Origin of the sequence: Nocardia thailandica NBRC 100428 (assembly GCF_000308795.1) — a bacterium.
Taxonomy (GTDB): Bacteria; Actinomycetota; Actinomycetes; order Mycobacteriales; family Mycobacteriaceae; genus Nocardia; species Nocardia thailandica.
The window spans coordinates 30,538-51,314 of sequence record NZ_BAGK01000309.1; the positions used below are offsets into that span (position 1 = coordinate 30,538).

The 20,777-nt window shown below is 70.2% G+C and carries 29 protein-coding genes; 8 read left to right on the top strand and 21 right to left on the bottom strand.

The annotated features are described in order from the left end of the window. Positions 1-10 precede the first annotated feature (10 nt). From ON36_RS31205 to ON36_RS33185, 3 genes are all read right to left on the bottom strand, one after another. A complete protein-coding gene (locus ON36_RS31205) occupies positions 11-391 on the bottom strand; it encodes a glycine cleavage system protein H (protein ID WP_052314573.1) in 381 nt (126 codons plus the stop codon). 167 nt (positions 392-558) lie between these two features. Then, positions 559-1,128: a DUF6630 family protein gene (locus ON36_RS31210; protein ID WP_157225102.1), complete on the bottom strand. Its 570-nt coding sequence runs from the start codon at positions 1,126-1,128 to the stop codon at positions 559-561. 269 nt (positions 1,129-1,397) lie between these two features. Further along, positions 1,398-1,859 carry a hypothetical protein gene (locus ON36_RS33185; protein WP_052314574.1) on the bottom strand — a complete coding sequence of 154 codons (462 nt, stop codon included), beginning with the start codon at positions 1,857-1,859 and terminating at the stop codon, positions 1,398-1,400. A 260-nt stretch (positions 1,860-2,119) separates the two neighbouring features. Between ON36_RS33185 and ON36_RS31220 the strand changes: the two genes are divergently transcribed. Continuing rightward, positions 2,120-2,365, top strand: a complete 246-nt coding sequence (locus ON36_RS31220) for a hypothetical protein (protein WP_043661294.1) — start codon at positions 2,120-2,122, stop codon at positions 2,363-2,365. Positions 2,366-2,399: 34 nt separating this feature from the next. On the opposite strand, the gene ON36_RS35215 is transcribed toward ON36_RS31220, so the two are convergent. Further along, the gene (locus tag ON36_RS35215) at positions 2,400-2,924 is read right to left on the bottom strand and encodes a GNAT family N-acetyltransferase (protein ID WP_157225103.1); all 525 of its coding nucleotides are present in this window, start codon (positions 2,922-2,924) and stop codon (positions 2,400-2,402) included. A gap of 29 nt (positions 2,925-2,953) precedes the next feature. Beyond that, entirely contained in the window at positions 2,954-3,751 is a 798-nt protein-coding gene (locus tag ON36_RS31230; protein WP_052314576.1) for an alpha/beta fold hydrolase, read from the bottom strand. A gap of 258 nt (positions 3,752-4,009) precedes the next feature. Between ON36_RS31230 and ON36_RS31235 the strand changes: the two genes are divergently transcribed. Next, positions 4,010-4,750: a helix-turn-helix transcriptional regulator gene (locus tag ON36_RS31235; RefSeq protein ID WP_043661300.1), complete on the top strand. Its 741-nt coding sequence runs from the start codon at positions 4,010-4,012 to the stop codon at positions 4,748-4,750. Between the two features lie 43 nt (positions 4,751-4,793). Further along, positions 4,794-5,741, top strand: coding sequence for a sterol desaturase family protein (locus ON36_RS31240; RefSeq protein WP_043661301.1), 948 nt, complete (start codon positions 4,794-4,796; stop codon positions 5,739-5,741). A gap of 30 nt (positions 5,742-5,771) precedes the next feature. Here the strand turns inward: ON36_RS31240 and ON36_RS31245 are convergent, their stop codons facing one another. The 7 genes from ON36_RS31245 to ON36_RS31270 all read right to left on the bottom strand — a co-directional run bounded on the left by ON36_RS31245 (position 5,772) and on the right by ON36_RS31270 (position 9,691). Beyond that, positions 5,772-6,950 carry an alpha/beta fold hydrolase gene (locus ON36_RS31245; RefSeq protein ID WP_043661303.1) on the bottom strand — a complete coding sequence of 393 codons (1,179 nt, stop codon included), beginning with the start codon at positions 6,948-6,950 and terminating at the stop codon, positions 5,772-5,774. 102 nt (positions 6,951-7,052) lie between these two features. Continuing rightward, positions 7,053-7,868: a hypothetical protein gene (locus tag ON36_RS31250; RefSeq protein ID WP_157225104.1), complete on the bottom strand. Its 816-nt coding sequence runs from the start codon at positions 7,866-7,868 to the stop codon at positions 7,053-7,055. 153 nt (positions 7,869-8,021) lie between these two features. After that, entirely contained in the window at positions 8,022-8,417 is a 396-nt protein-coding gene (locus tag ON36_RS31255) for a DUF3592 domain-containing protein (RefSeq protein ID WP_043661305.1), read from the bottom strand. Continuing rightward, entirely contained in the window at positions 8,418-8,630 is a 213-nt protein-coding gene (locus ON36_RS31260; protein WP_052314578.1) for an antibiotic biosynthesis monooxygenase family protein, read from the bottom strand. A gap of 31 nt (positions 8,631-8,661) precedes the next feature. Then, complete coding sequence (locus ON36_RS35220; protein WP_157225105.1) at positions 8,662-8,835, bottom strand: hypothetical protein; 174 nt, start codon at positions 8,833-8,835, stop codon at positions 8,662-8,664. After that, positions 8,832-9,032, bottom strand: coding sequence for a hypothetical protein (locus tag ON36_RS31265; RefSeq protein ID WP_157225106.1), 201 nt, complete (start codon positions 9,030-9,032; stop codon positions 8,832-8,834). The genes ON36_RS35220 and ON36_RS31265 overlap by 4 nt, the downstream gene beginning before the upstream one ends. Before the next feature lie 272 nt (positions 9,033-9,304). Further along, the gene (locus ON36_RS31270) at positions 9,305-9,691 is read right to left on the bottom strand and encodes a cupin domain-containing protein (protein ID WP_043661311.1); all 387 of its coding nucleotides are present in this window, start codon (positions 9,689-9,691) and stop codon (positions 9,305-9,307) included. A 115-nt stretch (positions 9,692-9,806) separates the two neighbouring features. Here ON36_RS31270 and ON36_RS31275 point away from each other — a divergent pair, with 115 nt between their 5' ends. Continuing rightward, positions 9,807-10,469 (top strand): TetR/AcrR family transcriptional regulator, encoded by a 663-nt coding sequence (locus ON36_RS31275; protein WP_043661314.1) that lies wholly within the window; start codon positions 9,807-9,809, stop codon positions 10,467-10,469. A gap of 220 nt (positions 10,470-10,689) precedes the next feature. Here ON36_RS31275 and ON36_RS31280 read toward each other — a convergent pair whose 3' ends face one another. The 7 genes from ON36_RS31280 to ON36_RS31305 form a co-directional block, all read right to left on the bottom strand. Next, entirely contained in the window at positions 10,690-11,166 is a 477-nt protein-coding gene (locus ON36_RS31280) for a hypothetical protein (RefSeq protein WP_157225107.1), read from the bottom strand. A 210-nt stretch (positions 11,167-11,376) separates the two neighbouring features. Then, positions 11,377-12,000, bottom strand: a complete 624-nt coding sequence (locus tag ON36_RS31285) for a TetR/AcrR family transcriptional regulator (protein ID WP_043661379.1) — start codon at positions 11,998-12,000, stop codon at positions 11,377-11,379. Between the two features lie 128 nt (positions 12,001-12,128). Then, positions 12,129-12,281 carry a hotdog family protein gene (locus tag ON36_RS35225; protein ID WP_157225108.1) on the bottom strand — a complete coding sequence of 51 codons (153 nt, stop codon included), beginning with the start codon at positions 12,279-12,281 and terminating at the stop codon, positions 12,129-12,131. Continuing rightward, complete coding sequence (locus ON36_RS31290; protein WP_043661319.1) at positions 12,281-13,108, bottom strand: SDR family NAD(P)-dependent oxidoreductase; 828 nt, start codon at positions 13,106-13,108, stop codon at positions 12,281-12,283. Before ON36_RS31290 ends, ON36_RS35225 begins: the two co-directional genes overlap by 1 nt. Beyond that, a complete protein-coding gene (locus ON36_RS31295; RefSeq protein WP_043661322.1) occupies positions 13,108-13,929 on the bottom strand; it encodes a crotonase/enoyl-CoA hydratase family protein in 822 nt (273 codons plus the stop codon). The genes ON36_RS31290 and ON36_RS31295 overlap by 1 nt, the downstream gene beginning before the upstream one ends. Beyond that, the gene (locus tag ON36_RS31300; protein WP_043661324.1) at positions 13,926-15,080 is read right to left on the bottom strand and encodes an acyl-CoA dehydrogenase family protein; all 1,155 of its coding nucleotides are present in this window, start codon (positions 15,078-15,080) and stop codon (positions 13,926-13,928) included. The genes ON36_RS31295 and ON36_RS31300 overlap by 4 nt, the downstream gene beginning before the upstream one ends. Before the next feature lie 117 nt (positions 15,081-15,197). Beyond that, positions 15,198-15,971, bottom strand: a complete 774-nt coding sequence (locus ON36_RS31305) for an SDR family oxidoreductase (protein ID WP_043661326.1) — start codon at positions 15,969-15,971, stop codon at positions 15,198-15,200. 86 nt (positions 15,972-16,057) lie between these two features. On the opposite strand from ON36_RS31305, the gene ON36_RS31310 reads away from it, so the two are divergent. After that, complete coding sequence (locus tag ON36_RS31310) at positions 16,058-16,669, top strand: TetR/AcrR family transcriptional regulator (protein ID WP_174377629.1); 612 nt, start codon at positions 16,058-16,060, stop codon at positions 16,667-16,669. Between the two features lie 121 nt (positions 16,670-16,790). Further along, positions 16,791-17,159, top strand: a complete 369-nt coding sequence (locus ON36_RS31315) for a hypothetical protein (protein WP_043661384.1) — start codon at positions 16,791-16,793, stop codon at positions 17,157-17,159. Between the two features lie 292 nt (positions 17,160-17,451). On the opposite strand, the gene ON36_RS31325 is transcribed toward ON36_RS31315, so the two are convergent. After that, complete coding sequence (locus tag ON36_RS31325) at positions 17,452-17,865, bottom strand: hypothetical protein (protein ID WP_052314579.1); 414 nt, start codon at positions 17,863-17,865, stop codon at positions 17,452-17,454. Positions 17,866-17,993: 128 nt separating this feature from the next. Here ON36_RS31325 and ON36_RS31330 point away from each other — a divergent pair, with 128 nt between their 5' ends. Next, complete coding sequence (locus ON36_RS31330; protein WP_052314580.1) at positions 17,994-18,362, top strand: cupin domain-containing protein; 369 nt, start codon at positions 17,994-17,996, stop codon at positions 18,360-18,362. Between the two features lie 150 nt (positions 18,363-18,512). On the opposite strand, the gene ON36_RS31335 is transcribed toward ON36_RS31330, so the two are convergent. Beyond that, positions 18,513-19,196 carry a TetR/AcrR family transcriptional regulator gene (locus ON36_RS31335; RefSeq protein WP_052314581.1) on the bottom strand — a complete coding sequence of 228 codons (684 nt, stop codon included), beginning with the start codon at positions 19,194-19,196 and terminating at the stop codon, positions 18,513-18,515. A gap of 111 nt (positions 19,197-19,307) precedes the next feature. On the opposite strand from ON36_RS31335, the gene ON36_RS31340 reads away from it, so the two are divergent. Further along, the gene (locus ON36_RS31340; RefSeq protein ID WP_052314582.1) at positions 19,308-20,771 is read left to right on the top strand and encodes an MFS transporter; all 1,464 of its coding nucleotides are present in this window, start codon (positions 19,308-19,310) and stop codon (positions 20,769-20,771) included. The last annotated feature ends 6 nt before the right edge of the window (positions 20,772-20,777 follow it).

Consider the following 20,777-nt stretch of genomic DNA (forward strand, 5'->3'; position numbering starts at 1 on the left):
CGAAGACAGGTCAGACTCGGGAATCGGCCTCGACCAGAGCCTGGTACTCCGCCGCGCCGAGCAGACCGGTCAGCGGGCACCACGGCTCCACCCGCAACAGCCAGGTGTCGTAGGGGCTTTCGTCGACCGCGCCCGGGGAGCGGAACGCCTCCGGGTTGGTCTCCGCGACCGCGCCGTCGACCGGGGCGTCGAAGCTGCGGTAACCCGCCACCGCCGACACCTCGAAGCCGGTACTGCCCGCCTGGACCGGTGCGCCGATCGACGGCAGGACGAGTTCGACGATGTCACCGAGCAGTTGCTGCCCGTAGTCGGTGATCCCGATGGTGACCGAGCCCTGCGGTTCGGTCCGCACCCACAGGTGGTCCTCGGTGTACTGCAGATCAGCTGGCACGGGCAAAGCGAAACTCCTGTCGACGGTTCGATTCTCGGTTTCGGTGAAGCCGCTCACAGGGTAGCGGCGGCGTAGCCCGCCCGGCGCTCGCGGGGGTCTCCGGGTGATCGGCGGTCACCCCCTCGCAACGTGATCCATGGGCCGTGCCGGGCACGGGGACGCTCGCCTCAGCGGGCGGCCTCCACGACCATGGGCGCGATCGGGCACCCGGCCGGATCGAACAGGTCACGACCGCACGAGTCGCAGGCGCCCTCATCGGGAGCCGTCTCCGTCTCGGGCAGCTGCCACACGTTCATGCCGCCGCACGGGCAGTCGATGATGTACAGCAGTTCGGAAGCGGGCCGATCCAGGCCCCACGCACGCGCCGACGCCGCCGACCGGCGCATGACGCCGATGCGATAGGTGTCGTCGCCGGACCGGAGTTCGCCCAGCGCCAACCCCGCGCCGGCCAGGGCTTCGTCCACCGCCCGCAGGATCGCAGGCACCTGCGCGCCGCGATCGAGGTCGGCCTCGGCCGCGCGCCCGGCCGCGGACTCCACCGCGGCCACGACCGCGCGGCCCTTCCCGAAGGCCGCCACCCGCGCCGCGACGAACTCCGCGATCTGTCCGGCGGTTTCCTCGCCCGCCCAGTCGACCGGCAGCAGGACCCCCAGCCGGATCAAGGAATCCACCGCATCGGTCGCGGTGGGCCGGAGCCCCTGCTCGCCCCGCGCGAAGAAGTACGCCACATCGCTCACGCCGCCAGCATACGAACGATCAGCGCGACGCCCGGTTTCTGCGCTGGATCGACGAGCGCTCGGCAGGGCACGCCGCGCCGGAGGATGCACGAACCGCACGGTGGCGTCCCTGTAGCCGAGGGCGTCACAGCCCTGGCGGTTCGGGCACGTCCCGCGTCCACAGCCGGACGGAGGTGTTCGGATCCAGGGCACCGGACTACCCGTCGGCGGCCCGCGTGCCTGTCAGGCGTTCGCACGGAACCTCGGCACGGGGAACGGGCCGAGAGGGGCTATATCGAGAGGCCGGAGTCGATTCCGTCCACGGCGCGCGGCGGCGGGCGGGACGGATCATCGACGAAGAAGCCTCTCTGATCGTGGCGCAGGACGCCTTCGCACCAGCCGACCGCTTTGCAGACCACGTGGTCGACGATGCCGTCGCTCTCCAGGACCAGGACCCGGTCATCGGGGAACAGTCGCGACCGCGGGATCTCCGCCTTCGCCGCGGCCGCTTCTTTTTCTTCTGCGCATCGGATGCGGAGCCCTTCGTAGCGATACTGGAGTTTCATCGCCTTGACCGGTTTGAACAGGATGTCGATCGTGGTGCCGTTTCCGTTGCGGCCGACGTCGCTTCGCAACAGCAGCTGCCCGTGGCTGACCGTGTAGGCCCAGACGGAGAAGCTGCGATCGCTGCGGAACAGCTCGGCGCCGGGTTCGAAATGGTGGTCCTTGTTGAGCCAGGACATCTCGTGCATGCCTGGATTGTGGCGCTCGGCGTGACCGGGGACAACTGGATTACGCGCCGGTGCGCCCGGTGCGGGCCTGCCGTCCACCGGGCATCGCGGCGTCGCCGGGTGGTCGCGTGCGGCGGTGTCGTGCGCGTGCGGTCCGGCGCTGATTCAATGAACCGGTGCGCGCAGACCTTCGGCTCCGAGCTCGGCTGAGGCCGGACCACTGGTCGGGTGGCGTTGCGCTGGGTCTCCTGGTCGTCGCGACGGCGGCTCTGTTCTGGAGGATGAATCAGCCCGGCGATGAACTGCCACCTCCGGTCGTCACGATCGGCAGTTTCGCCGGGCCCGCCGCCCTCGCGATCATGGCGTCGCTCGCCGGTGTGATGATCGGTCGCCGGGTGGGCGTCCGACCGTGGCTCGCCGCGGTGGCGTTGCGGCTCTCCCTGGGGTTCGTCGTGATGTGCGCGGCCGGTGCCGTCGGCTACATCGTCCTGGCGCTGTCGGCGCTCGACAGCCTCTCGAACTTCTGACGGTTCCGCCGGCTCGGCGCGTAGGCGGTGTCGTTCAGAGCTCGCGATCGAACCAGATCTGGTCCCGGAGCGGGATTCCGTCGATGTCGACCGATTCGGGATAGCCGGTGTCGGGCGTGAAGGCGTCACGGACCACGTGGCTCATGCGGAACCCGCAACGTTGGTAGAACCGCAGGTTGTCGATATCGGCGGTGGCCGTGGCGAGTTCGATCCGCTGCGCGCCGGCTCGGCGGGCCTCCGCGACGGCGTGCTCGAGCAACCCTCGTCCGATGCCGACTCCGCGCCACTGCTCGGCGACGGCGAGGGTGAGCACTTCCCAGCGTGCGCCTCCCGGATCCCGGACGGCTTGGACGTGCCCGACGATCGCACCGTCGGCGGCGAGCGCCACCCACACCTGCCCACGGTCGAGGTATCCGCGCAGCCGGGTCTCGGAGTCCTCGGCAAGCCGGAACAGCCACTCGATCTCCCGGCGGGGGCGTTCGCCGCCCCGCCGGGCCCGGGTATGGCCCTCCTGCCCCCGGGACGACTTCCGCGCCGCCCTCGCCAGCCGACGCACCACCGCGCTGTCACCGACGCCGCCGACCCCGATCAGCTCAGGAACTCCGCGATCCGCGCCCGCCACGTCGCCCGGTCGGCCGGGCTCGCAGCGATCACTGCCCGACCGCCCGGCAACAGCTCGGCCAGCTGCTCGGCGGTCTCGACGGGATGGACCGGATCGCCGACCCAGCCCAGGATCAGCGTCGGGTGGGGCAACCGCGCCAGCTCGGACCGGCCGGGGAGATCGGACCGACCCATGCCCCGCATCACCGACGGCAGGACGGCGTCGGCGACATCGGGCACGATCGGCCACGCGCCCGCCTCCGCCAGGGCCGGGGGCGCGGGCATCGCCCCCATCGCCGCCCCCATCGCCGCCTTGCCCGCCCGCTCCACCAGGTCCGCTTGCGCGAGATAGGATTCCGCCTGCGCGCTGCGCGCCTCCCACGCCGTGGGCGGGATGATCAGCACCAGCCGGGTGAACCGGTCGGGTCGACGCACCGCCGCCTGCAGCAGGCTCGCCGCGCCCATTGATGCCCCCATCCCCACGATCGGCGACTCGGGCTGCACCCGGTCGGCCACGGCCAGCAGATCCTCACCGAGGCGCTCGTACAGGTAGTCGTCGGCGACGGCCCGTCCCCCCGAGAGACCGTGCCCGCGGGCGTCGTACCGCACCAGCCGCAGCCCCGGCGGCAGCGCCTCCCGCAGGATCACGTGGCCGAGCCGGTCGTCCTCGGCGCGACTGAGGAACGCACCGTGCGCGTACAGCGCGACCGAACCGGTCCCGGCCTCGTCGAAGGCCAGGTCCACCCCGGGCCGCGAGGTCGTCGGGGCAGCGGGTGTGTGCGTCATCGTCGTGTCCTCTCGTGGCTGTGCCACCACGGTAGGCACCCGGCGCCCGGGCCGAATCAGTCACGCATAGGTAGTTTCTCGGGACCCGATCGGCAGGTCAGGCATACGGCGGTCGCTGCCGGGCGGTGCCGGCGTGCGATTTCCGCGGCGGCCCTCCGGCGAGACACGCCCGTGTCCACCGCCTCGGCCCGCCGGCGGTGAGAATGGCACTGTGGCGAGTGTCGAAGAGTGTCGTGTGGTCTGGATGGACGGACCGTCATGACGGCGTCGGGGGCGGCGCGGTGGCGCGGTGGGGTGGTGTTCAGCCCGGGGCTGATGGCGTTCACCGGGGGCATCGGCGACACCGACGCGCACGCGCACGCCGCGGTGCAGGTGCTTTTCGTCGCCCGCGGCGCGCTCACCCTCACCGATCCGGCCGGGCGCACCACGCCCGCGCAGGCGGCGATCATTCCGCCCGGTGTCGGCCATCGGGTGGATGCCGAACCCGGCACCAGCGGGTTCGTCGCGTTCCTCGACCCCGAGTCCGTGACCGCGCGGGCCGCCGTCGAGCGGTTGGCCGGACTACCCGGCGATCACGCCACGAGCTGGGTCGCTGCCGCGCGCCCTCGCCCGCCCTCGCCGCGCACCGCGGCTCGACCGCGGCGCGCGCATCAGGTCGTCGGGGCGGCGCTGCGGGCCGCGGCCGACTGGCCGGGCGGCCCACCCGCGCTCGGCGAACTCGCCACCCGGGTCGGGATGTCCGGCAGCCGCCTGTCGCACGTGTTCACCGAACACGTGGGGTTGCCGTACGCGGCGTGGCGGCGGTGGACCCGGCTGCATCAGGCCTTCGCCGTGGTGCGCGCCGGTGGCTCCCTGACCGAGGCCGCCCACACCGCCGGGTTCGCCGACAGCGCTCATCTCACGCGCACCTGCCGCGACCTGATCGGCATCACGCCCACCGAGGCGCTCATCGCCACCGGCTGGCGGCCCGCACCCACGGGCCGCGGCGAAGTCGGCTGATTTCTTCAAGCCCCCACCCGGCCGGGACGCCACGCTGAGACCCATGACGTCCACGCTCGTCCACCCCCTCATCCGCTACGGCTACGTTCCGTTCATGCTGCTCGGCGTCGACGGCGCCGGCATCGCCCTGGCCGCCTCCGGCGCGCCCAAGGCCTGGTTGATCGCCCTGCTGGCGGTCGCGGTCGCGGTGTCGTTCATCGCCGAACGACTGCTGCCGTACCAGGATTCCTGGAACACCTCCCACGGTGACCTCGGCCGCGACACGGCCCACGGCTTCGTCAACGAAACCCTCATCCTCGCGAGCGTGGCCGCCGTCCCCGCCCTCACCGCGCTCGTCCCCGGCGACGGGATCTGGCCGCACGACGCGCCGTTCGTCGTGCAGGTGCTGGCCGCAGTCCTCGTCGCCGATCTGGGGATCACCCTCACCCACTACGCCAGCCACAGGATCGGGGTGCTGTGGCGGTTTCACGCCGTGCACCACAGTGTCACCCGCTTCTACGGGCTCAACGGCCTGATGAAACACCCACTGCACCAGACGATCGAGACGATCGCCGGGGTCACCCCGCTGCTGCTGGCCGGGATTCCCGTACCGGTCGCCGCCGCGCTGTCGCTGGCGGTCGCGGTGCAGTTGCTGTTGCAGCACTCCAACGCCGACTACCGCGTCGGACCGTTCAAGCACGTGCTGGCCCTCAACGAGGGCCACCGCTTCCACCACCTCAAATGGGCCGGCGTCGGCGATGTCAACTTCGGGCTGTTCACCCTCGTCTGGGACCACCTCCTGCGCACCTACAGCTTCGAGCCTGCCCGCCGGTTCACCAGCGCCGACCTGGGCATGGCCGCGAAACCCGACTACCCGGCGGGCTACCTGGCGCAGCTGGCGGAACCGTTCACCCGTCACAGCGGCTGCCACTTCGCGCCCGACACCACCCGCCCGGACGATCGCTCGCCGAGCGGGTCGGCCCCGTTCAGCGTGCCGGGAGAACCCGGCTGAGAACGTCGCGCGCGTCGCCCGCCACGGGGGTCAGTGTTCGAGTAGGGGAACGACGGCGCGGGCGAACTCCGCCGGCTCGGCGCTCGCGCCGACGTGATTGCCGGGCAGGTCGATCAGGGGAAGTCCCAGCCGATCGGCGAGTGCCCGGGTGGCCCGGCGCGCCATCTGGTGATGGCTCAGCGCGCCCGCGCAGAGTGCGACCGAAGCCTGGCGGGTCGCTTCGATGTCGGGCGTGTAGAAGACCGTGGGGCCGGCCATGCGCCCGAGGAAATAGCGGTTCTTGTCGAGTTCCCCGGCCGGCAGCTCGGGGAGAGTCGTGTGTGTGGGCGGAACCTGGTCCGGGCCGGTGTGGTGGCCCGCGCCGCTGAGGTCGAAGAACTCCTGCACCGCCCGTTGCGGGTCGGTTTCCGCCGCGGCGAACGCCGCCCGGGCGCGGTCTGCCAGATTCCCGTCGGCCAGGAGGGAAACCAGGGGCGGCTCGTGCAGTACCGCCCGGCCGACCAGATCGGGTCGCCGCCTGATCAGCTCCAGCAGCGTGACCGCACCCCCGCTGGTGCCGACGAACAGCGCGGGCCCTCCGGTGAAGCGGTCGACCAGTGCGGACAGGTCCTCGGCAAGGACCTCGGGCGTGGGCGCGGCCATCCCCGGCGCCGCGCGGCTGGCGCCGATGCCGCGTGGGTCGTGGGTGACGACCGTGTATCGGCCCGCGAGCTCTTGCACCAGGGCCGCGAAACCGGCTCGGCCTGCGGGCGCGCCGACGAGGAAGAGCAGTGGGCCCTGGCCCTGACTGCTGAAGGCGATCGTGCAGTCCGGGCGGCGGAGAAGTTCCGGAGAGCTCGCGATCCGATCGCTGTAGTCCGCGATCTTGCGCGTGATCACGTCGAGCGCGCGGTTGAGTTCCTCGCGTCGTTCTCGGACGCGGCGGCGGTGAGCGGCGAGCAATTCCAGCCGGAAGCCGACGGGATCGGTGACAGTGTCGTCGGCGGCGGTGAACTGAGCGATGTCGGCCAGCGGCATTCCCGTCTCACGGAGATGAACCAGCATGTCGATCAGCTCGATATCGGCCGTCGTATACCGGCGACGGCCCGCGCTGTCACGCCGGGGAGGTGGCACGATTCCGTGACGTTCGAAGTAGCGCAGGGTGTCGGGCGCCAGACCGATCCGCGCCGAGACCTCCGCGATGCCGAACAATTCGTCTGACTCATCCATGCACCCAAGCCTCGGCGTTGGACCCCGGTCCAAGTCAAGTGGTGCCCGGCCGTGGATGCGCCGGTCGCGACCGGTCCGCCAGGGCGTCAGCGGATTCCGGGCTCAGCATCCGTCTTCGGTGGGCAGGGGCTGGGTGGGATCGAAGTAGGCTTCGGCGGGTCGGTCGGAGGGGGAGCCGGTCCAGGCGGAATTGGTGTAGTTGGGCGCGGTGAAGCCCCGGTGGCCGAGGGCGCAGCCGACGGAGTACTGATGACCGTTGATCTCGCCGTAGTGGATGCCCTGGGACTCCGCGTCGTAGGCGGGGTCGTCGACCCAGTGGTAGTCGGCTTCCCAGCGGTCGACGGCGACGATGTCGAGGGGGCCGTCGAGCAGTTCGGGGTGTGGGGCGTCGAAGGCGTAGGCGACGAGGTAGTTGGTGCGGATGATCAGTTCGCCGTCGTCGTCGAGGGCCGTGGTCATGGTGCCGGTCACCCGGGGTGTCACCGGCAGCAGCGGGTACTCGGTGGCGATGCGCACCGCGACCCACCAGGTCTCGGCCTCGGTGCCGGGCCGCAGGCGCGGCCGGATCTCCTCGGCTTGATGCGGGGCGAGCAGCGCGAGAACCGGTTCGTAGTCGTGTCGTTCGATCACCTGGCGGTCGAGGCGGGCGGCGACGATCAGTGCCCGCACCTTCGCCATGGCGGCGCCGACCTGTTCGCCGGAGTAGCGCCCGATCGGGGCAGGGGGCGGTGCAACGATGCCCCGTTCCCCTTCGGCCCAGTCCTGGGCGGGAGTGTGTTCGTAGGGGTGGGCCAGGTCGACGCGGGCGCGTTCGTCGAGCCGGGTGGTCGTCGTGGTCGTGGTGGCCGAGTGATCGGAGCCGGGCGACCGTATCGACAGCAGGCACACCGCGCCCAGCAGGACCGACACGGCCGCCACCACGCCGATCGTCGTGCGGCGGCGCCTCGGGACCGGACGCGGTCGGTGTTCGTGGATCAGCTGTCGCGTGGTCTCCGGGACGAACGGATCCGGTGGCAGTTGATACATCGCGGATTCCCCCTGGATCGATCTCCTCACCGGCGTGAGGTCTGGCTAGGTCACGGCGACGACCATGACGGTGACGGCGATCGTCGCGGCGCCCAGGAGCAGCAGGACCCATTCGACGGCGCGGCTGTAGCCGTCGATGACCATGCGGGCGGGGTCGGCGGGGTCGTAGAAGACCGTCACCTGGGTGCCCGGCCGGTAGTGACCGATCCACGACTTCCCGACGGCGGCGGTCGCTTCGGCGCGGCCGCCGTCGGGAAGCTCCCATACGACGACGGGGTGATAGAGCGTGCCCGCCCGGCCCGCGCTCTCGTGCAGGCGCACGACACGCCCGTGTGCCGTGGCGCCGCGAGTGCGCAGCAGGCGTGAGCGGCGCAGCATGGTGGCACCGACACCGGTGAAGAGCAGGCCGACGCCGAGCGGGAGGAGAGCGAGGGCGTTCATTCAGCAGTGGTGGACGGAGACGACGGTGTGCAGGTGCGGATCGAACCCCTCGGCGATGCGGGCGGCTTCGCGCAGATGCTCTTGTGCGGCAGGGTGTTCGAGCATGGCGTGGAAGTCCTCGGTCGTGCGCCACTGGGCGTAGTTGACGACCCGTTCGCCGTCGAGGCTGGCGTGGATGTTGGCGGCCACGAACCCGGGCCGGTGCCGGATCACTTCCTCGGGTCGGGTTCCGGGATCGGGACGGTCACCGCCCCGCCGGCGGGACCGGTGCCGTGGTCATCGGGGTGGTCGAGACCACGTGGGCCGGGAGGTCCGGGACGTGGCTCTCGTCCCTGCAGCCGCTCACCGTCAGCGCGACGCCTGCGGCGAGGCTGCACGCGAGCATCGCCCCGACGGTCGTCGGCCGTGCGCGGCTCATCGGGTGATGTAGCCGGTGTACGGGCCACCGACGCAGATGAGCCCGTCGAGGTGGCCGCCGGTGTCCAGGCACACCTGGGCATCGATCGCCGTGTGATCGCCCTCGAATCCGGACTCGGCCGCGGCCGGTCCACTGCACAGAACCACGACCGCGACCGTGCCGACAGCTGTTGCCGCCGAACGCATCACCGATTTCATGCGCCCTCCCCACCGTGCCCGGCACGTGCCGGGCGGCCTCGCAACCCGTACAGAAGAACATTGTCGTTCATCGACGAACGATCGGTCCAGAGCCGTCGCCACCCCAATTCCGGGGCCTTGCGAGAAAGCGTCGACGGCATACCGGGTTCCGGCGACCTCTCGTACGTCGGCACCTGCTGAATGCGGCCGGGAGCACGCGGGGGCCGGGCGCCATTCCGCTCGCCGACGACGAAGCCCCCGCCCGGATGTCTCTCCGAGCGGGGGCGGGTCCGTCACGCGGCGCGGCGTTCCAGCCGGGTGCCGCGGCGTGGCCCGATGGACATCAGGTCGCTGGGTTCGTCCAGTTCGATGCGGTGCCAGTGTCCGCGGGGGACGATGAAGGCGTGTCCGGCCCCCATCTGGACGGGCACCGCCGGCGCGCCCTCCTGTTCGGGTCTGAGGTAGATCCGGACGCTTCCGGCCAGGACGGTGACCAGTTCGTCGCCGGCGGGATGCATCTCCCAGGTGTCGCTGTGGACGTCGGCATCGGTGTCGACGTGGAAGGTCGCGACAGTCCAGCCGTCCATGTCGCCCTGCATCCGGCGTTCTTCGCTGAGCAGCCGCCCGTCGGGCAGGATGCGCACGCCGCGGTCGAAGAGATTGACGGTGTCGATTTCCATGGTGTTTCTCCTTATGAGGGGGCGATGTCGCCGGCTCGCCCGCCTAGTTTGTATACGCGTATACAAACTAGCGCGCCGTGGTCGGGCTGTCGACAGCCCATGCCAAGATGGTCGGGTGAGCACCCGCGCAGGCCGTCCGTCGCGACTGTCCCGAGCCCAGATCGTGGCCGTGGCGCGTGACCTGGTCGCCGCGCACGGGGTCGAGGCACTGACCATGCGCCGCCTGGCCGCAGAGTTGTCTGCCACGCCCATGGCCGTGTATCGCCACGTACGCGACAAGGACGAACTGCTCCTGCTCCTGCTCGACGACCTCGCCGCCGGGCTGCGCAGGCCCGCTCTCCCCGACGATCCCCGGGCCCGGATCGTGGCGGTGGCGCTGGCGATGCACGCGGCGCTGGCCGAGGTGCCCTGGATAGTCGAGGTTCTCACCGGCGACGACCTGCTGTCGCGGTCGGCGCTCTGGTACACCGAGGCGATCGTCGACGCCGCCACGGCGTGCGGTGCCGACGCCGACGAGGCGGTCTACGTCTACCGAACCATCTGGTACTACACGGCGGGCGAACTGCTCGTCCGTGCCGCCGCGACCCGCCGGGGCACGGGCCGTGTCACCTTCCGCGACAAGGTGTTCTCCGACATCGACGCCGAGGCGCTGCCCCGGCTGGCCGCCCTGGGCGAAAGCTATGTGACTCTTGCCGCGCGGGACACCTACGAGCGCGGCCTGCGCGCACTGGTCACCGGCCTGCTCGGGCCCGGTGACACGGACGCGCCGCCCCCGTGACGACGTTGTCGGCCCCGGGGCGCCTGTCCGGCGTGTGCTCTCGGCGGCGTGTTCGTGCGGATGGCCGACCGGGTCGCGACACCCGCCGCCGGTCCGAAACCTCGGCCGTGGCCGTTCTGCGACCCGTCCGGCCTAAAATCTTTCGGCACCCGGATCCTACTTGTGGATTCCTGCGGTGAGCCGGGTCGCCTCGCCGCCAGGGGGAATTGCGGGCCGGTACTCAGGTATCCGACAGACCGGAGTCGATACCGTCCAACGCACGTGTCGGCAGCGGCGAGGGATCATGGACGAAGAAGCCGCCCTCGCCTGACGCCAGGACGCCTTCGCACCAGCCGAGCGCGAGGCAAACGACGTGGCCGCGAGTCCCGTTGGCCTCGAGGACGATGACCCGATCGTCGTCGCGATACCACCATCCGGGGAGGTCTCCGAGGGCGGCGGCCGCTTCCTCGTCGGTGGCGCATCTGATCACCACACCGTCGTAGCGAGCCTGGAGGTTCATGGCACTGACGGGCTTGAACAGGATATCGATCGTCGTGGTCGTGGGTCGGCCTCGCCAATCGGAGCCGCATGGGCTGCGCAACAACAGCTGTCCGTGGCTGACCGTATATGCCCACAGCGTGAAGCCGCGCTCACTGCGATAGAGCTCGCGTCCAGGCTCGAACTGGTCGGGCTTGTTGAGCCAGGTCATCTCCCGCATGCCCGTATCCTCCCGGCCCACTGTCGCTCCGGCAAACTCATTTCCGCTCGTCAGGCAGCTTCGGCTCCCGAGCCGACTGGTTCATCGCGGGGCACGACCCATCCGGAAATGTGGGATCGATCGAACCTCGAGCGGCGATCGGCCGGGTCCGGCCCGAACCCACCGACGGCGCTGAGGACGTCGGCCGTGCTGTTGTGCCGGGGCGGCAGCCTAACGAGGGTCTGGCGACCGACCGGTTCCGGTCGTGGCGGCGCACAGCGCCGGAAACGTGCTCGCCCACGCGGACAGAACGAGGTTCTCGGTGTCCGGCGAGGTGCGCAGGATGCTGGTCAGTGCCTGGCCGCGGAGTAGTTGCAGCAGGGATTCGAAGGCCACCGGAAAGCCTGGCTGTGTGGCATATTCCGGACCGAAAGCCTCGGCGCCGAGCTGCCTGATGCCCTTGCCGACCTCCCGTTCGTAGGGTGCGAGGACCGCACGGAGTTCGGGATCCGTGCGGGCCGCCATCCACAGCTCGTACCCGGCCAGGTACAGCGGTCCTGACATCGCCCGGCGCAGGACGTCGATCGCGAACTCGATACGTCCGTCGGCCGGGGGAGGAGCGGCGAGAGCGCCTCGGATGTCGTCCGCCTGTTGCTGGGCGACTCGCTGCACCGCGGCCACGAACATGTCGGCCTTGCTCGGGAAGTGGTGCAGCAGGGCGCCGCGGGAGACACCGGCGAGCTGCTGGACCCGCAGCGTCGTCGTGCCAGCGTAGCCGTGCTCGACCAGGCAGGTGACGGTCGCCTCGATCAGCCGACGGCGCATTTCGACCGGGTTCGTCCGTCGGCCTGCCATCGGTCCCACCTTCCGCCGCGACGACACCCCGTGTCCCGTCGCCATCATCGTGGCATCGCCGTCGCGGCACCGAGTACACCAGGTCCGGCCGCGGCGCCCCGTGCTACCGCGGCCGGACCCGTCCTGCACTAGGCGGGCCCGGTGGCCGGGGGGAAGAGTCTGATCAGTGGTTCGGCGACACAGGCGGGCTCGCCTGCGCCCTCGACCTCGATCGCGGCCGCCAGGGTGACCTGCATCGCGCCCGCGATCTGTTCGACCGCGGTGAGGGTGAAGGTGGGCATCAGCCGACCAGCCCGCCGCTGCACGCCAGGACTTCGCCTGTGATGTAGTCCGATTCGGGCAGGCACAACAGATATACCGCACCGGCCGCCTCTTCCGGGGTGCCCAGCCTGCCCAGCGGCGCGATGTGCTGGGCGGCCTGCAGGATCATCGGGTTCACGCCGACTCTGATCTCGCGGCCCTCGATGTCGATGGTGGTGTCCTGGTCGGCCGCCGACTCGGTGAGTCGCGTCTGGATCACGCCGTAGGCGACAGCGTTGACGGTCACGCGGTATCGGCCCCATTCCTTGGCGATCGCTTTGGTCAGGCCGAGGATGCCCGCCTTGCCCGCGGAGTAGTTGGCCTGCCCGGCATTGCCGTAGAGGCCCGCCAGTGACGAGATGTTGACGACCTTGCGTGTCACCGGTGCACCGGACTCCCGCTCGCGTTTGGCGGCGGCGCTGATCACCGGCTGGGCGGCGCGCAGGATCTGGAACGGCGCCTTGAGGTGGACGTCGAGGATGGCGTCCCACTGCTCGTCCGACATCTTCTGCACGACGCCGTCCCAGGTGTAGCCGGCGTTGTTGACGATGATGTCGAGTCCACCGAACGCGTCGACGGCGGTGTCGACGAAGCGCTGCGCGAAGCCGGCCTCGGTGACGTTGCCGGGACAGGACACCGCGGTCCCGCCCGCCGCGGTGATCTCGGCGGCGACGGCCTCGGCGACGGCGGTGTCGAGGTCGTTGACCACGACGCGGGCCCCGTGGGCGGCGAGCTTGCGGGCGACGGCGGCGCCGATTCCCCGGCCCGAGCCGCTGACGATCGCCGACTTTCCGTGGAGGGTGTTCATCAGTGCGCGTTTCCTTCGGTGGTCGGAGGGTGGAGGTCGGTGAAGCTGCCGTGGCGTCCCGCGCCCTGGGCGAACCGGGTTGCCCCGGCGACGGTGTCGGCGATCAAGGAGATCGCGCCGTGTTCGTGCTCGTTGGCCATGGCCTCGGTTTCGGTGAGCCCTTCCTGCTCCAGCGCCGACAGCCGGTCGTGGCGCAGGCAGGTCTGGGGAAAGCGGGCCAGTTCCTGCGCGAGGGCCACTGCGTGCTCGAGTGCCTTTCCGCGCGGCGCGACCCGGTTGACCAGGCCGATCCGCAGGGCCTCCTCGGCGTGCACCGGCCGACCGGTCAGGATCAGATCCATCGCGTGGCTCGCGCCGATGAGACGCGGCAGGCGTACCGTGCCACCGTCGATCAGCGGGACGCCCCACCGGCGGCAGAAGACTCCGAGGACGGAGTCCTCCTCGGCGACGCGCAGATCGCTCCACAGCGCCAGTTCGAGCCCGCCCGCGACGGCGTGACCGCCGATCGCCGCGATCACCGGTTTGGACAGCCGCAGGCGTGAGACGCCCATCGGCGCGTCGCCGTCGGGTGCGAAACGGTTCGGATCTCCCGCGGCCACGGCCTTCAGGTCGGCGCCGGCGCAGAAGGTGCCGCCTTCACCGCCGAGGACGGCAACGGCCGCGTCCGCGTCGGCGTCGAACGCCCGGAACGCGTCGGCCAGCATCTCCGCGGTCGTGCGGTCCACCGCGTTGCGGACCTCGGGCCGATTGATCGAGATGATGGTGACCGGACCGTCACGCCGGACCAGGACGGGGGCGGATACTTCGGATGATGTAGTCACAGCGACCTCGCGATGATCTCTTTCATGATTTCGTTGGTGCCGCCGTAGATGCGCTGCGCCCGGGCATTGACATACATCTCGGAGATCGGATACTCCCGCATGTAGCCGTAGCCACCGAACAGCTGCAGGCACCGGTCGACGACCTGGCACTGCACGTCGGTGGCCCAGTACTTGGCCATCGAGGCCGTCGCGACGTCGAGGACGCCCGCGCCGTGGCGTGTGACGCAGTCGTCGACGAAGGTGCGCGCGACCCGCGCCAGCGTCGCGCACTCGGCCAGCTCGAACTTGATGTGCTGCTTGGCGAACAGTGGCTTCCCGAAGGCCGTCCGCTCCTTCGTGTAGGCGAGCGCCAGTTCGACCGCGCACTCGGTGGCCACGACGGCGCCCAGCGCCAGGATCAGCCGTTCCTGGGGCAGCTGGGTCATCAGCTGGACGAAACCCTGCCCGGGCGTGCCGCCCAGCAAGGCCGCCGCGGGCACGACCACGTCGTCGAAGAACAATTCGGCGGTGTCACCGCTGTGCTGGCCCAATTTGTCGAGTACCCGCCCCCGCCGGACCCCGGGCGTGGCGGCGTCCACCAGGAACAGCGAGACACCGTGCGCGCCGGCGTCCGGGTCGGTCTTCGCCGCGAGGACGACCAGGTCGGCCGACCCGCCGTTGGTGATGAAGGTCTTCGCACCGTTGAGGACGTAGCCGCCCTCGACCGGGGTCGCCCGGGTGGTCATCGCGGCGAGATCCGAACCGCCACCGGGCTCGGTCATCGCGATGGCGGCCACGACCTCCCCCGAGCACATCGGCGGCAGCCACCTCCGCTTCTGCTCCTCGGTCCCGTAGGCCACCAGGTAGGGCGCCACGATGCCGCTGTGCACGTGGTTGCCCCATCCCGGCTCGTCGATGCGGCCCTGTTCCTCCAGGATCACCATCTCGTGGGCGAAGGTGCCGCCGCCGCCCCCGTACTCCGCGGGCACCGCGACGCACAGCAGACCGAGATCCCCGGCGTGTAGCCAGAATTCGCGGTCGACGCGACGCTGATCCGCCCAGTCCCTGCGACGGGGGACGGCCTCGGCGGCGAGGAATGATCGCGCCGTCTCACGCAACGCGACGGCGTCGGAATCGGAGGCCCACGGCGGTGGCCCGGCGATGGTCGTCATACGCCCGACAGTACAGTCAGTCCGGACTGACTGTAAATATCGGCCTCATGATGGGCCCCTACTCGCCGAAGGTCGACCACGGGTCGCGCTGGGTGTCGGACGTCGGAAAGCGGACCGTCACAGGCCCGCGCCGCCGGTGGCGTCGATCACCCTGCCGGTGACCCATCGCGCGTCGTCGGAGGCGAGGAAGGCCACGATGTCGGCCACATCCTCCGGCCGGCCGACGCGTCCCAGTGCGGCCAGGGCGGCCGCGTGGGCTTCGGCTTCCGGGTTGCCTCGCAACCATCCCGCGTTGACGTCGGTGTCGACGATGCCGGGAGCCACCGAGTTCGCCGTGATGCCCCTGGGCCCGAGTTCTTTGGCGAGATTGCGCGTGAAGTTGTCCAGCGCGCTCTTGGTCGCGCCGTAGGCGATGGCCTCGGGCATGGCCAGGCGGGCCGCGCCGCTGGAGATGTTGATGATCCGGCCGTTGTCGCGCAGGCGCTTCGACCCCTCCTGCACGATGAAGAACGGTGCGCGCACGTTGACGGCGAAGACGTCGTCGAAACCCTTCTCGGTCAGCGAGGTCAGGTCGGCGACGTGGGCCGCGCCGGCGTTGTTGACGATGATGTCGACGACCGGTTCCGGTGTGTGGTGGGGGATGTGGGCGTCGAAGGCGGACCACAGAGCGGCGGCGTCCCCATGATCGCCGAGCGGCGCGTGGAGGGCCACGGCGCTGCCGCCGTCCTCGTGGATCTGTGCCACGGTCTCGTGTGCCGCGTTCTCGTCGCGGCCATAGCTCAGCGCGACGACCGCGCCGTCGCGGGCGAGTCGCTGCGCGACGGCGCGCCCGATGCCTCTGCTGCCGCCGGTGACGAGCGCGATCTTTCCTGTGAGTCGCTGCGAACCCATGGTGGGGACCACCTTCTGATTGTTGAGTGATTGACCAACAAAGACGGTAGCAGACTTTTTTGGTCGATCGTTCTAAAATTTTGGGTATGACCGAGAAGCCCCGGCGCGGCCGTCCGCCGACCTTCGACCGCGCGGCCGCGTTGACCGCCGCCACCCGCCTGTTCTGGGAGCGCGGCTACGAAGGTGTCTCCATCGGCGAACTGACCGAAGCGATGGGTATCCGCTCGGGAAGCCTGTACGCGGCCTTCGGCGACAAGCGGTCGCTGTTCACCGAAGTGCTCGACACCTACGGCCGCTCACCTGTCGGAGCCTTCGCCGGCCGGGCGCTGTCCGAGGAGCCCACCGCCTACGCGGCGTTCGCCCGCATCCTCAGGGAAGCCGCGGTCATCTATCCCGATCCCGCGCATCCGGCAGGGTGCCTGGTTATCGGCGCGGCGACCAACGTCACCGTGCAGGACCAGGACGTCCAGGCACTTCTGCGCGATCAACGCGCCGGGAACCTCGACCAGTTCGAGGCCCGACTGACGGAGGCGCAGCGAAGGGGGGAACTGCCCGCCGAGGTCAGTCCGCGGGCTCTGGCCGACTACGTCGCGACCGTCCTGCAGGGACTCTCGCAACGAGCTCGGGACGGCGCCTCCGCCTCGGAACTGACCGCCGTCGTCGAACTGGCACTGGCTGCCTGGCCGACCTCGGGGTGACGGGCGCGGCTCGCACCGTCCCGGACCCGGTCGTCGCGCAGTGCGGCGACCGTGAAACGCCATGATCGCCGCCGTCTTCGAGTCGGACAACGCATTTCCCGGGACCGGTACGGAGGGAACCATGAGCACCACCCCGATCGAGCCGCGCGTGCTGACCGCGCGTGAGGCCGACGTGATCACCACCCTGCTGTCCGGAGAGGTGGACGGCGCGAGCGGATATCTTGCGCAGCTTCCGTTCACCCGGGTCGTCGCCACCTGGGGGCCGGGATCGCCGAGCGTCGACCTCGAGGTGCTGCCCGACGCGGCGCGGGTGTCGCCGGCCGCGGACGGGATCCTCGCCGACGGCGCGGTGACGGCGCCCGGGGGAGCGCCGATCGGAGAGCTCATCCTGTGGGTGGCGGATGGTGCGCTGAGCGCGATCGAATACAGCTGGTACACCGACGAGCGGCCGGCGTCACTGCCCGAGATCGACCGCATTCAGGTGTTCTAGGAAGGGCGGACCGCGCGGACACGGATCGCCGACACCCGCATGGCTGGGACCGGCTTCCGCGCGCCGAACGCGGCTGACCGGGTCACCGGCAAGCAGGCGTCGCGAAACTGCCGCCCGAACGCGGTCGGGGTGCGGACGTGCAGGCGGAGCTTCAGCCGGGCGAACGCGGAACGCATGCGCCACAGACGCATTCGCGACGTCCGGGCGGACGCGGTGCCGGCCCTCTCCTCGGACGGCGCCGCGGAACCCCTCCGCGGTCAGCGCCGCCCGGTGGACCGCGCCTGAGCGCGGCTCACGAGCCGGAATGCCCGTCCCACCGCCGATTCTTCGGCATGCCGAACCACTCCGCCGCTCGACGGGCCAGATACTCGACCGACGATCCGGCCGTCGAGAAGGTCAGGCTGTCGGGCTCCGCCGGGTCTATCACGCCCTCTTCGGCCCTCACCCCGCCGTCCCAATTCAGATTCGCCGGACTCCAACCACCGCGAATGCCGTGATCGTCGAAATCCAGGCGCAGAGTGCCTCTGATGGCGTTCTCCTCGACAATGTCCAAGGACACCAGGAGCCAGGGCGTGCCATCGTCATCGGCGTGTAGCCAGTACTCCAATCCAGGAAACAGCGCGTCCAACGACGTCGCGAAGACGAGTTCCGCCTCCGTCGGATCACCGTCGCGCTCCCGGCCCCAGGCGATGTTCTCGGCTCTCACTGGTCGACCCTGTTCGGATTCACGGTCTTCATGGTCTACGTGCCATGATCCGCCATTCTGGCGGGTTTCCCGGTCTGCCACCACCTGGTCACCCGGCGCGGGAACCCGAGTGGTGCCAAGATCGGGTGATGACGAAGGATGCTGTCGACCTGGCCGCGAAGCTGTCGTTGTTCTCCGAGCATTGGTCGCCGAAGGTTGTTGCTCGGATCAACGACTACGAGATCAAGGTCGTCAAACTCGCAGGCGAGTTCGTGTGGCACAAGCATGACGAATCGGACGAGCTCTTCTTCGTCATCGAAGGCGAACTGATCATTCGGATGCGTGACGGCGACGTCCGACTACGGCCGGGTCAGTTGTTCGTGGTGCCCCGAGGTGTCGAGCACTGCACCGCGGCCGACGGTGAAGTGCACGCGATGCTCATCGAGCCTGCCGGCGTGGTGAACACCGGCGATGCGGGCGGGCCGCTGACTGCGGGATATGACGACTCGCTGATCTGACGGCGCTGCGGGGCGGGAGGCCCCTGGAGCCGTCCGAGCATGCTCGGTCCATACTCTCGCGGTCGTCACCCCGTCCGCCGGATCGCGTGGCGATTGCGCCGAGACACGTGGGTGGTCGGTGCTCGTCCTACGTCGGTCGGGGCCCGCTGGTCATGGCGACGTCGGGTCGGTCTGCTCGGTCAGTCCGATCACCAGGGCGCGCAGCCCGGAACGGTAGGTGTCGCGGGCGGCCAGGGCGGGCCAGCGATTGCCGATGGCCGCCAGCTGGGGTAGTTGCTCCGGGTCGAAACGGTCGAAAGATACCGGGCGAGTGGGGGATTCGGCGGCGGGCCGACGATCCGAATGAGCTCGGACGAGGATCTCCCCCACGGTGTAGTACCAGATACCGCGAAAGACGTCGACGGATCGCTCCTGGGTGCATCCGCACTCGGCGGCGGCAGCGACGATGGATTCGACCATCCACAGCGCGGATTCGTCGAGGAGGCCGACGAATCCGTCGGTGGTCAGGACCTCGGCGGCCCACGGCCAGGTCGCCAGCGCGTCGTGCATGGCCGTAGCGACGGTCACGATGCGTTCGCGCGGATCATCCGGCAGCGGAGGCCGGTCGATCTGGTCGACCGCGTCGGTCAGCAGTAGTACCAGCAGGTCGTGCTTGTCGCGGATGTGGTGGTAGAGCGTCGTGGCCCCGACGCCGAGGTCGGCGGCCAGTCGCCGGATGGTGAGCTGTTCCCAGCCGTCGCGGTCGATGAGCCGGCGCGCCGCGGCCAGGATCTGCGTGCGCGAGGTCAACGGTGGTCGGCCGGTGCGTCCGGACTGGCTGCTCACTCGGGACATCGTCCCATCATGCCGTGTCGTCGCCGGAACGCTCTCGACACCCGGGTCTGTCGGATGCTACTTTCGGAACACGTTCGAAAAGTCGGCACGGCACGTAGCAGGGAACTCGTCATGGAAGAGATGCAGGTCGCGCGCCCGGCGCGCACTCTGGCGGCGGTGGCTGTCGTCCAGTTCATGGTGTCGCTGGATCTGTCGGTGGTCAACGTCGCCCTCCCGCAGATCACGACCGGACTCGGCTTCGGATCGGTCGGGGTGACGTGGGTGATCCATGCCTACGCGCTCACCTTCGGCGGTCTGCTGCTGCTCGGCGGCAAAGCCGCCGACCGTTACGGGCGCAAACGCGTCCTGCTGCTGGGACTTGGCCTGTTCGGAATCGCCTCACTGCTCGGCGGTCTCGCCCAGAGCCCCGCCCAGTTGGTGGCCGCGCGCGCGGTGCAGGGCGCGGGCGCGGCCGCGCTCGCACCCGCCGCGCTGGCCTTGCTGAGCGCGACCTTCCCCGACGGGAAGGGTCGCGTGCGCGCGTTCGGCGTGTGGAGCGCGACCAACGCCGCCGGGGGCGCCTTCGGCGTACTGATCGGCGGCCTGCTGACCGACTATCTCGGGTGGCGTTCGGTGATGTTCGTGAACCTCCCGATCGTGGTGTGCGCGTTGGTGTTGTCGCTGCGCGGTGTCGCCGATCAGCGCGTCGCGCGGGCCGGACGCCCGGACGTGCTCGGTGCCGTGCTCGTGACGGTCGGCATGACCTCGCTGGTCTTCGGGGTCGTCCGCACCGACGTCTACGGATGGACATCGCCGGTGACGATCGGGACCATCGCCCTTTCCGTGGCCCTGCTGGCAGCGTTCCTGCAGGTCGAGCGCACCACGCGACGGGAGCCGTTGATTCGGCTCGGCCTCTTCGCCAACCGCTCGGTCGCCGGCGCCAACGGTTACAACCTGATGGTCGGCGCCGTCATGGCGTCGGCGTTCTATTTCATGTCGCTGTATCTGCAGACGGTGCTCGGTCACAGCCCGACCCTCACCGGTGTGCAGTTCCTGCCGTTCGCGCTGGGGGTGGTCGCCGGTGCGGTGCTGGCCGTCAAACTGGGGTACCGATACCCGGCCCGTGACCTGCTGGTCGTCGGCGGGCTGCTGACGGCGGTCGGATTCGCGTGGTTCAGCCTGATCAGCCCGACCGGGGACTTCGTCACCGACGTCCTCGGCCCCTCGCTCGTCGCCAGTGTCGGATTCGGGCTGTGCCTGGGTCCGGTGGTCGCGACCGCCACCGTCGGGGTCGCACCGCAGGAGGTGGGCACCGCGTCGGGTCTGCTCAGCAGCTCACGTCAGATCGGTGCCTCCCTGGGGCTCGCCGTCCTCGGGACCGCCGCCGACGCTCGCACCGGGGCCGTCGTCACCCCCGCGACGCTCACCAGCGGCTACGCGTTCGGCTTCGCGCTCGGTGCCGGATTGCTGGTGGTCGCCGCGGTATTCGCCGCCGTGGTCCTGCGGCCGGGCGAGGCAGCGAGCGGCGAAAGTGCGGCCGAACGTAGCCGAGCGCCACAACTGACGGACGCGCACAATCACCCCCTCCCGAAATGATCGGTG

Excerpts from the sequence above, each read along its gene's own strand:
- ON36_RS33185 (WP_052314574.1), bottom strand. The coding sequence starts at position 1,859 with ATGCACGAGATGTCCTGGCTCAACAAGGACCACCATTTCGAACCCGGC.
- ON36_RS31220 (WP_043661294.1), top strand. The coding sequence starts at position 2,120 with ATGAATCAGCCCGGCGATGAACTGCCACCTCCGGTCGTCACGATCGGC.
- ON36_RS31230 (WP_052314576.1), bottom strand. The coding sequence starts at position 3,751 with ATGACGCACACACCCGCTGCCCCGACGACCTCGCGGCCCGGGGTGGAC.
- ON36_RS31235 (WP_043661300.1), top strand. The coding sequence starts at position 4,010 with ATGACGGCGTCGGGGGCGGCGCGGTGGCGCGGTGGGGTGGTGTTCAGC.
- ON36_RS31240 (WP_043661301.1), top strand. The coding sequence starts at position 4,794 with ATGACGTCCACGCTCGTCCACCCCCTCATCCGCTACGGCTACGTTCCG.
- ON36_RS31245 (WP_043661303.1), bottom strand. The coding sequence starts at position 6,950 with ATGGATGAGTCAGACGAATTGTTCGGCATCGCGGAGGTCTCGGCGCGG.
- ON36_RS31255 (WP_043661305.1), bottom strand. The coding sequence starts at position 8,417 with ATGAACGCCCTCGCTCTCCTCCCGCTCGGCGTCGGCCTGCTCTTCACC.
- ON36_RS35220 (WP_157225105.1), bottom strand. The coding sequence starts at position 8,835 with ATGAGCCGCGCACGGCCGACGACCGTCGGGGCGATGCTCGCGTGCAGC.
- ON36_RS31265 (WP_157225106.1), bottom strand. The coding sequence starts at position 9,032 with ATGAAATCGGTGATGCGTTCGGCGGCAACAGCTGTCGGCACGGTCGCG.
- ON36_RS31270 (WP_043661311.1), bottom strand. The coding sequence starts at position 9,691 with ATGGAAATCGACACCGTCAATCTCTTCGACCGCGGCGTGCGCATCCTG.
- ON36_RS31280 (WP_157225107.1), bottom strand. The coding sequence starts at position 11,166 with ATGCGGGAGATGACCTGGCTCAACAAGCCCGACCAGTTCGAGCCTGGA.
- ON36_RS31285 (WP_043661379.1), bottom strand. The coding sequence starts at position 12,000 with ATGGCAGGCCGACGGACGAACCCGGTCGAAATGCGCCGTCGGCTGATC.
- ON36_RS35225 (WP_157225108.1), bottom strand. The coding sequence starts at position 12,281 with ATGCCCACCTTCACCCTCACCGCGGTCGAACAGATCGCGGGCGCGATG.
- ON36_RS31290 (WP_043661319.1), bottom strand. The coding sequence starts at position 13,108 with ATGAACACCCTCCACGGAAAGTCGGCGATCGTCAGCGGCTCGGGCCGG.
- ON36_RS31300 (WP_043661324.1), bottom strand. The coding sequence starts at position 15,080 with ATGACGACCATCGCCGGGCCACCGCCGTGGGCCTCCGATTCCGACGCC.
- ON36_RS31305 (WP_043661326.1), bottom strand. The coding sequence starts at position 15,971 with ATGGGTTCGCAGCGACTCACAGGAAAGATCGCGCTCGTCACCGGCGGC.
- ON36_RS31310 (WP_174377629.1), top strand. The coding sequence starts at position 16,058 with ATGACCGAGAAGCCCCGGCGCGGCCGTCCGCCGACCTTCGACCGCGCG.
- ON36_RS31315 (WP_043661384.1), top strand. The coding sequence starts at position 16,791 with ATGAGCACCACCCCGATCGAGCCGCGCGTGCTGACCGCGCGTGAGGCC.
- ON36_RS31330 (WP_052314580.1), top strand. The coding sequence starts at position 17,994 with ATGACGAAGGATGCTGTCGACCTGGCCGCGAAGCTGTCGTTGTTCTCC.
- ON36_RS31335 (WP_052314581.1), bottom strand. The coding sequence starts at position 19,196 with ATGTCCCGAGTGAGCAGCCAGTCCGGACGCACCGGCCGACCACCGTTG.
- ON36_RS31340 (WP_052314582.1), top strand. The coding sequence starts at position 19,308 with ATGGAAGAGATGCAGGTCGCGCGCCCGGCGCGCACTCTGGCGGCGGTG.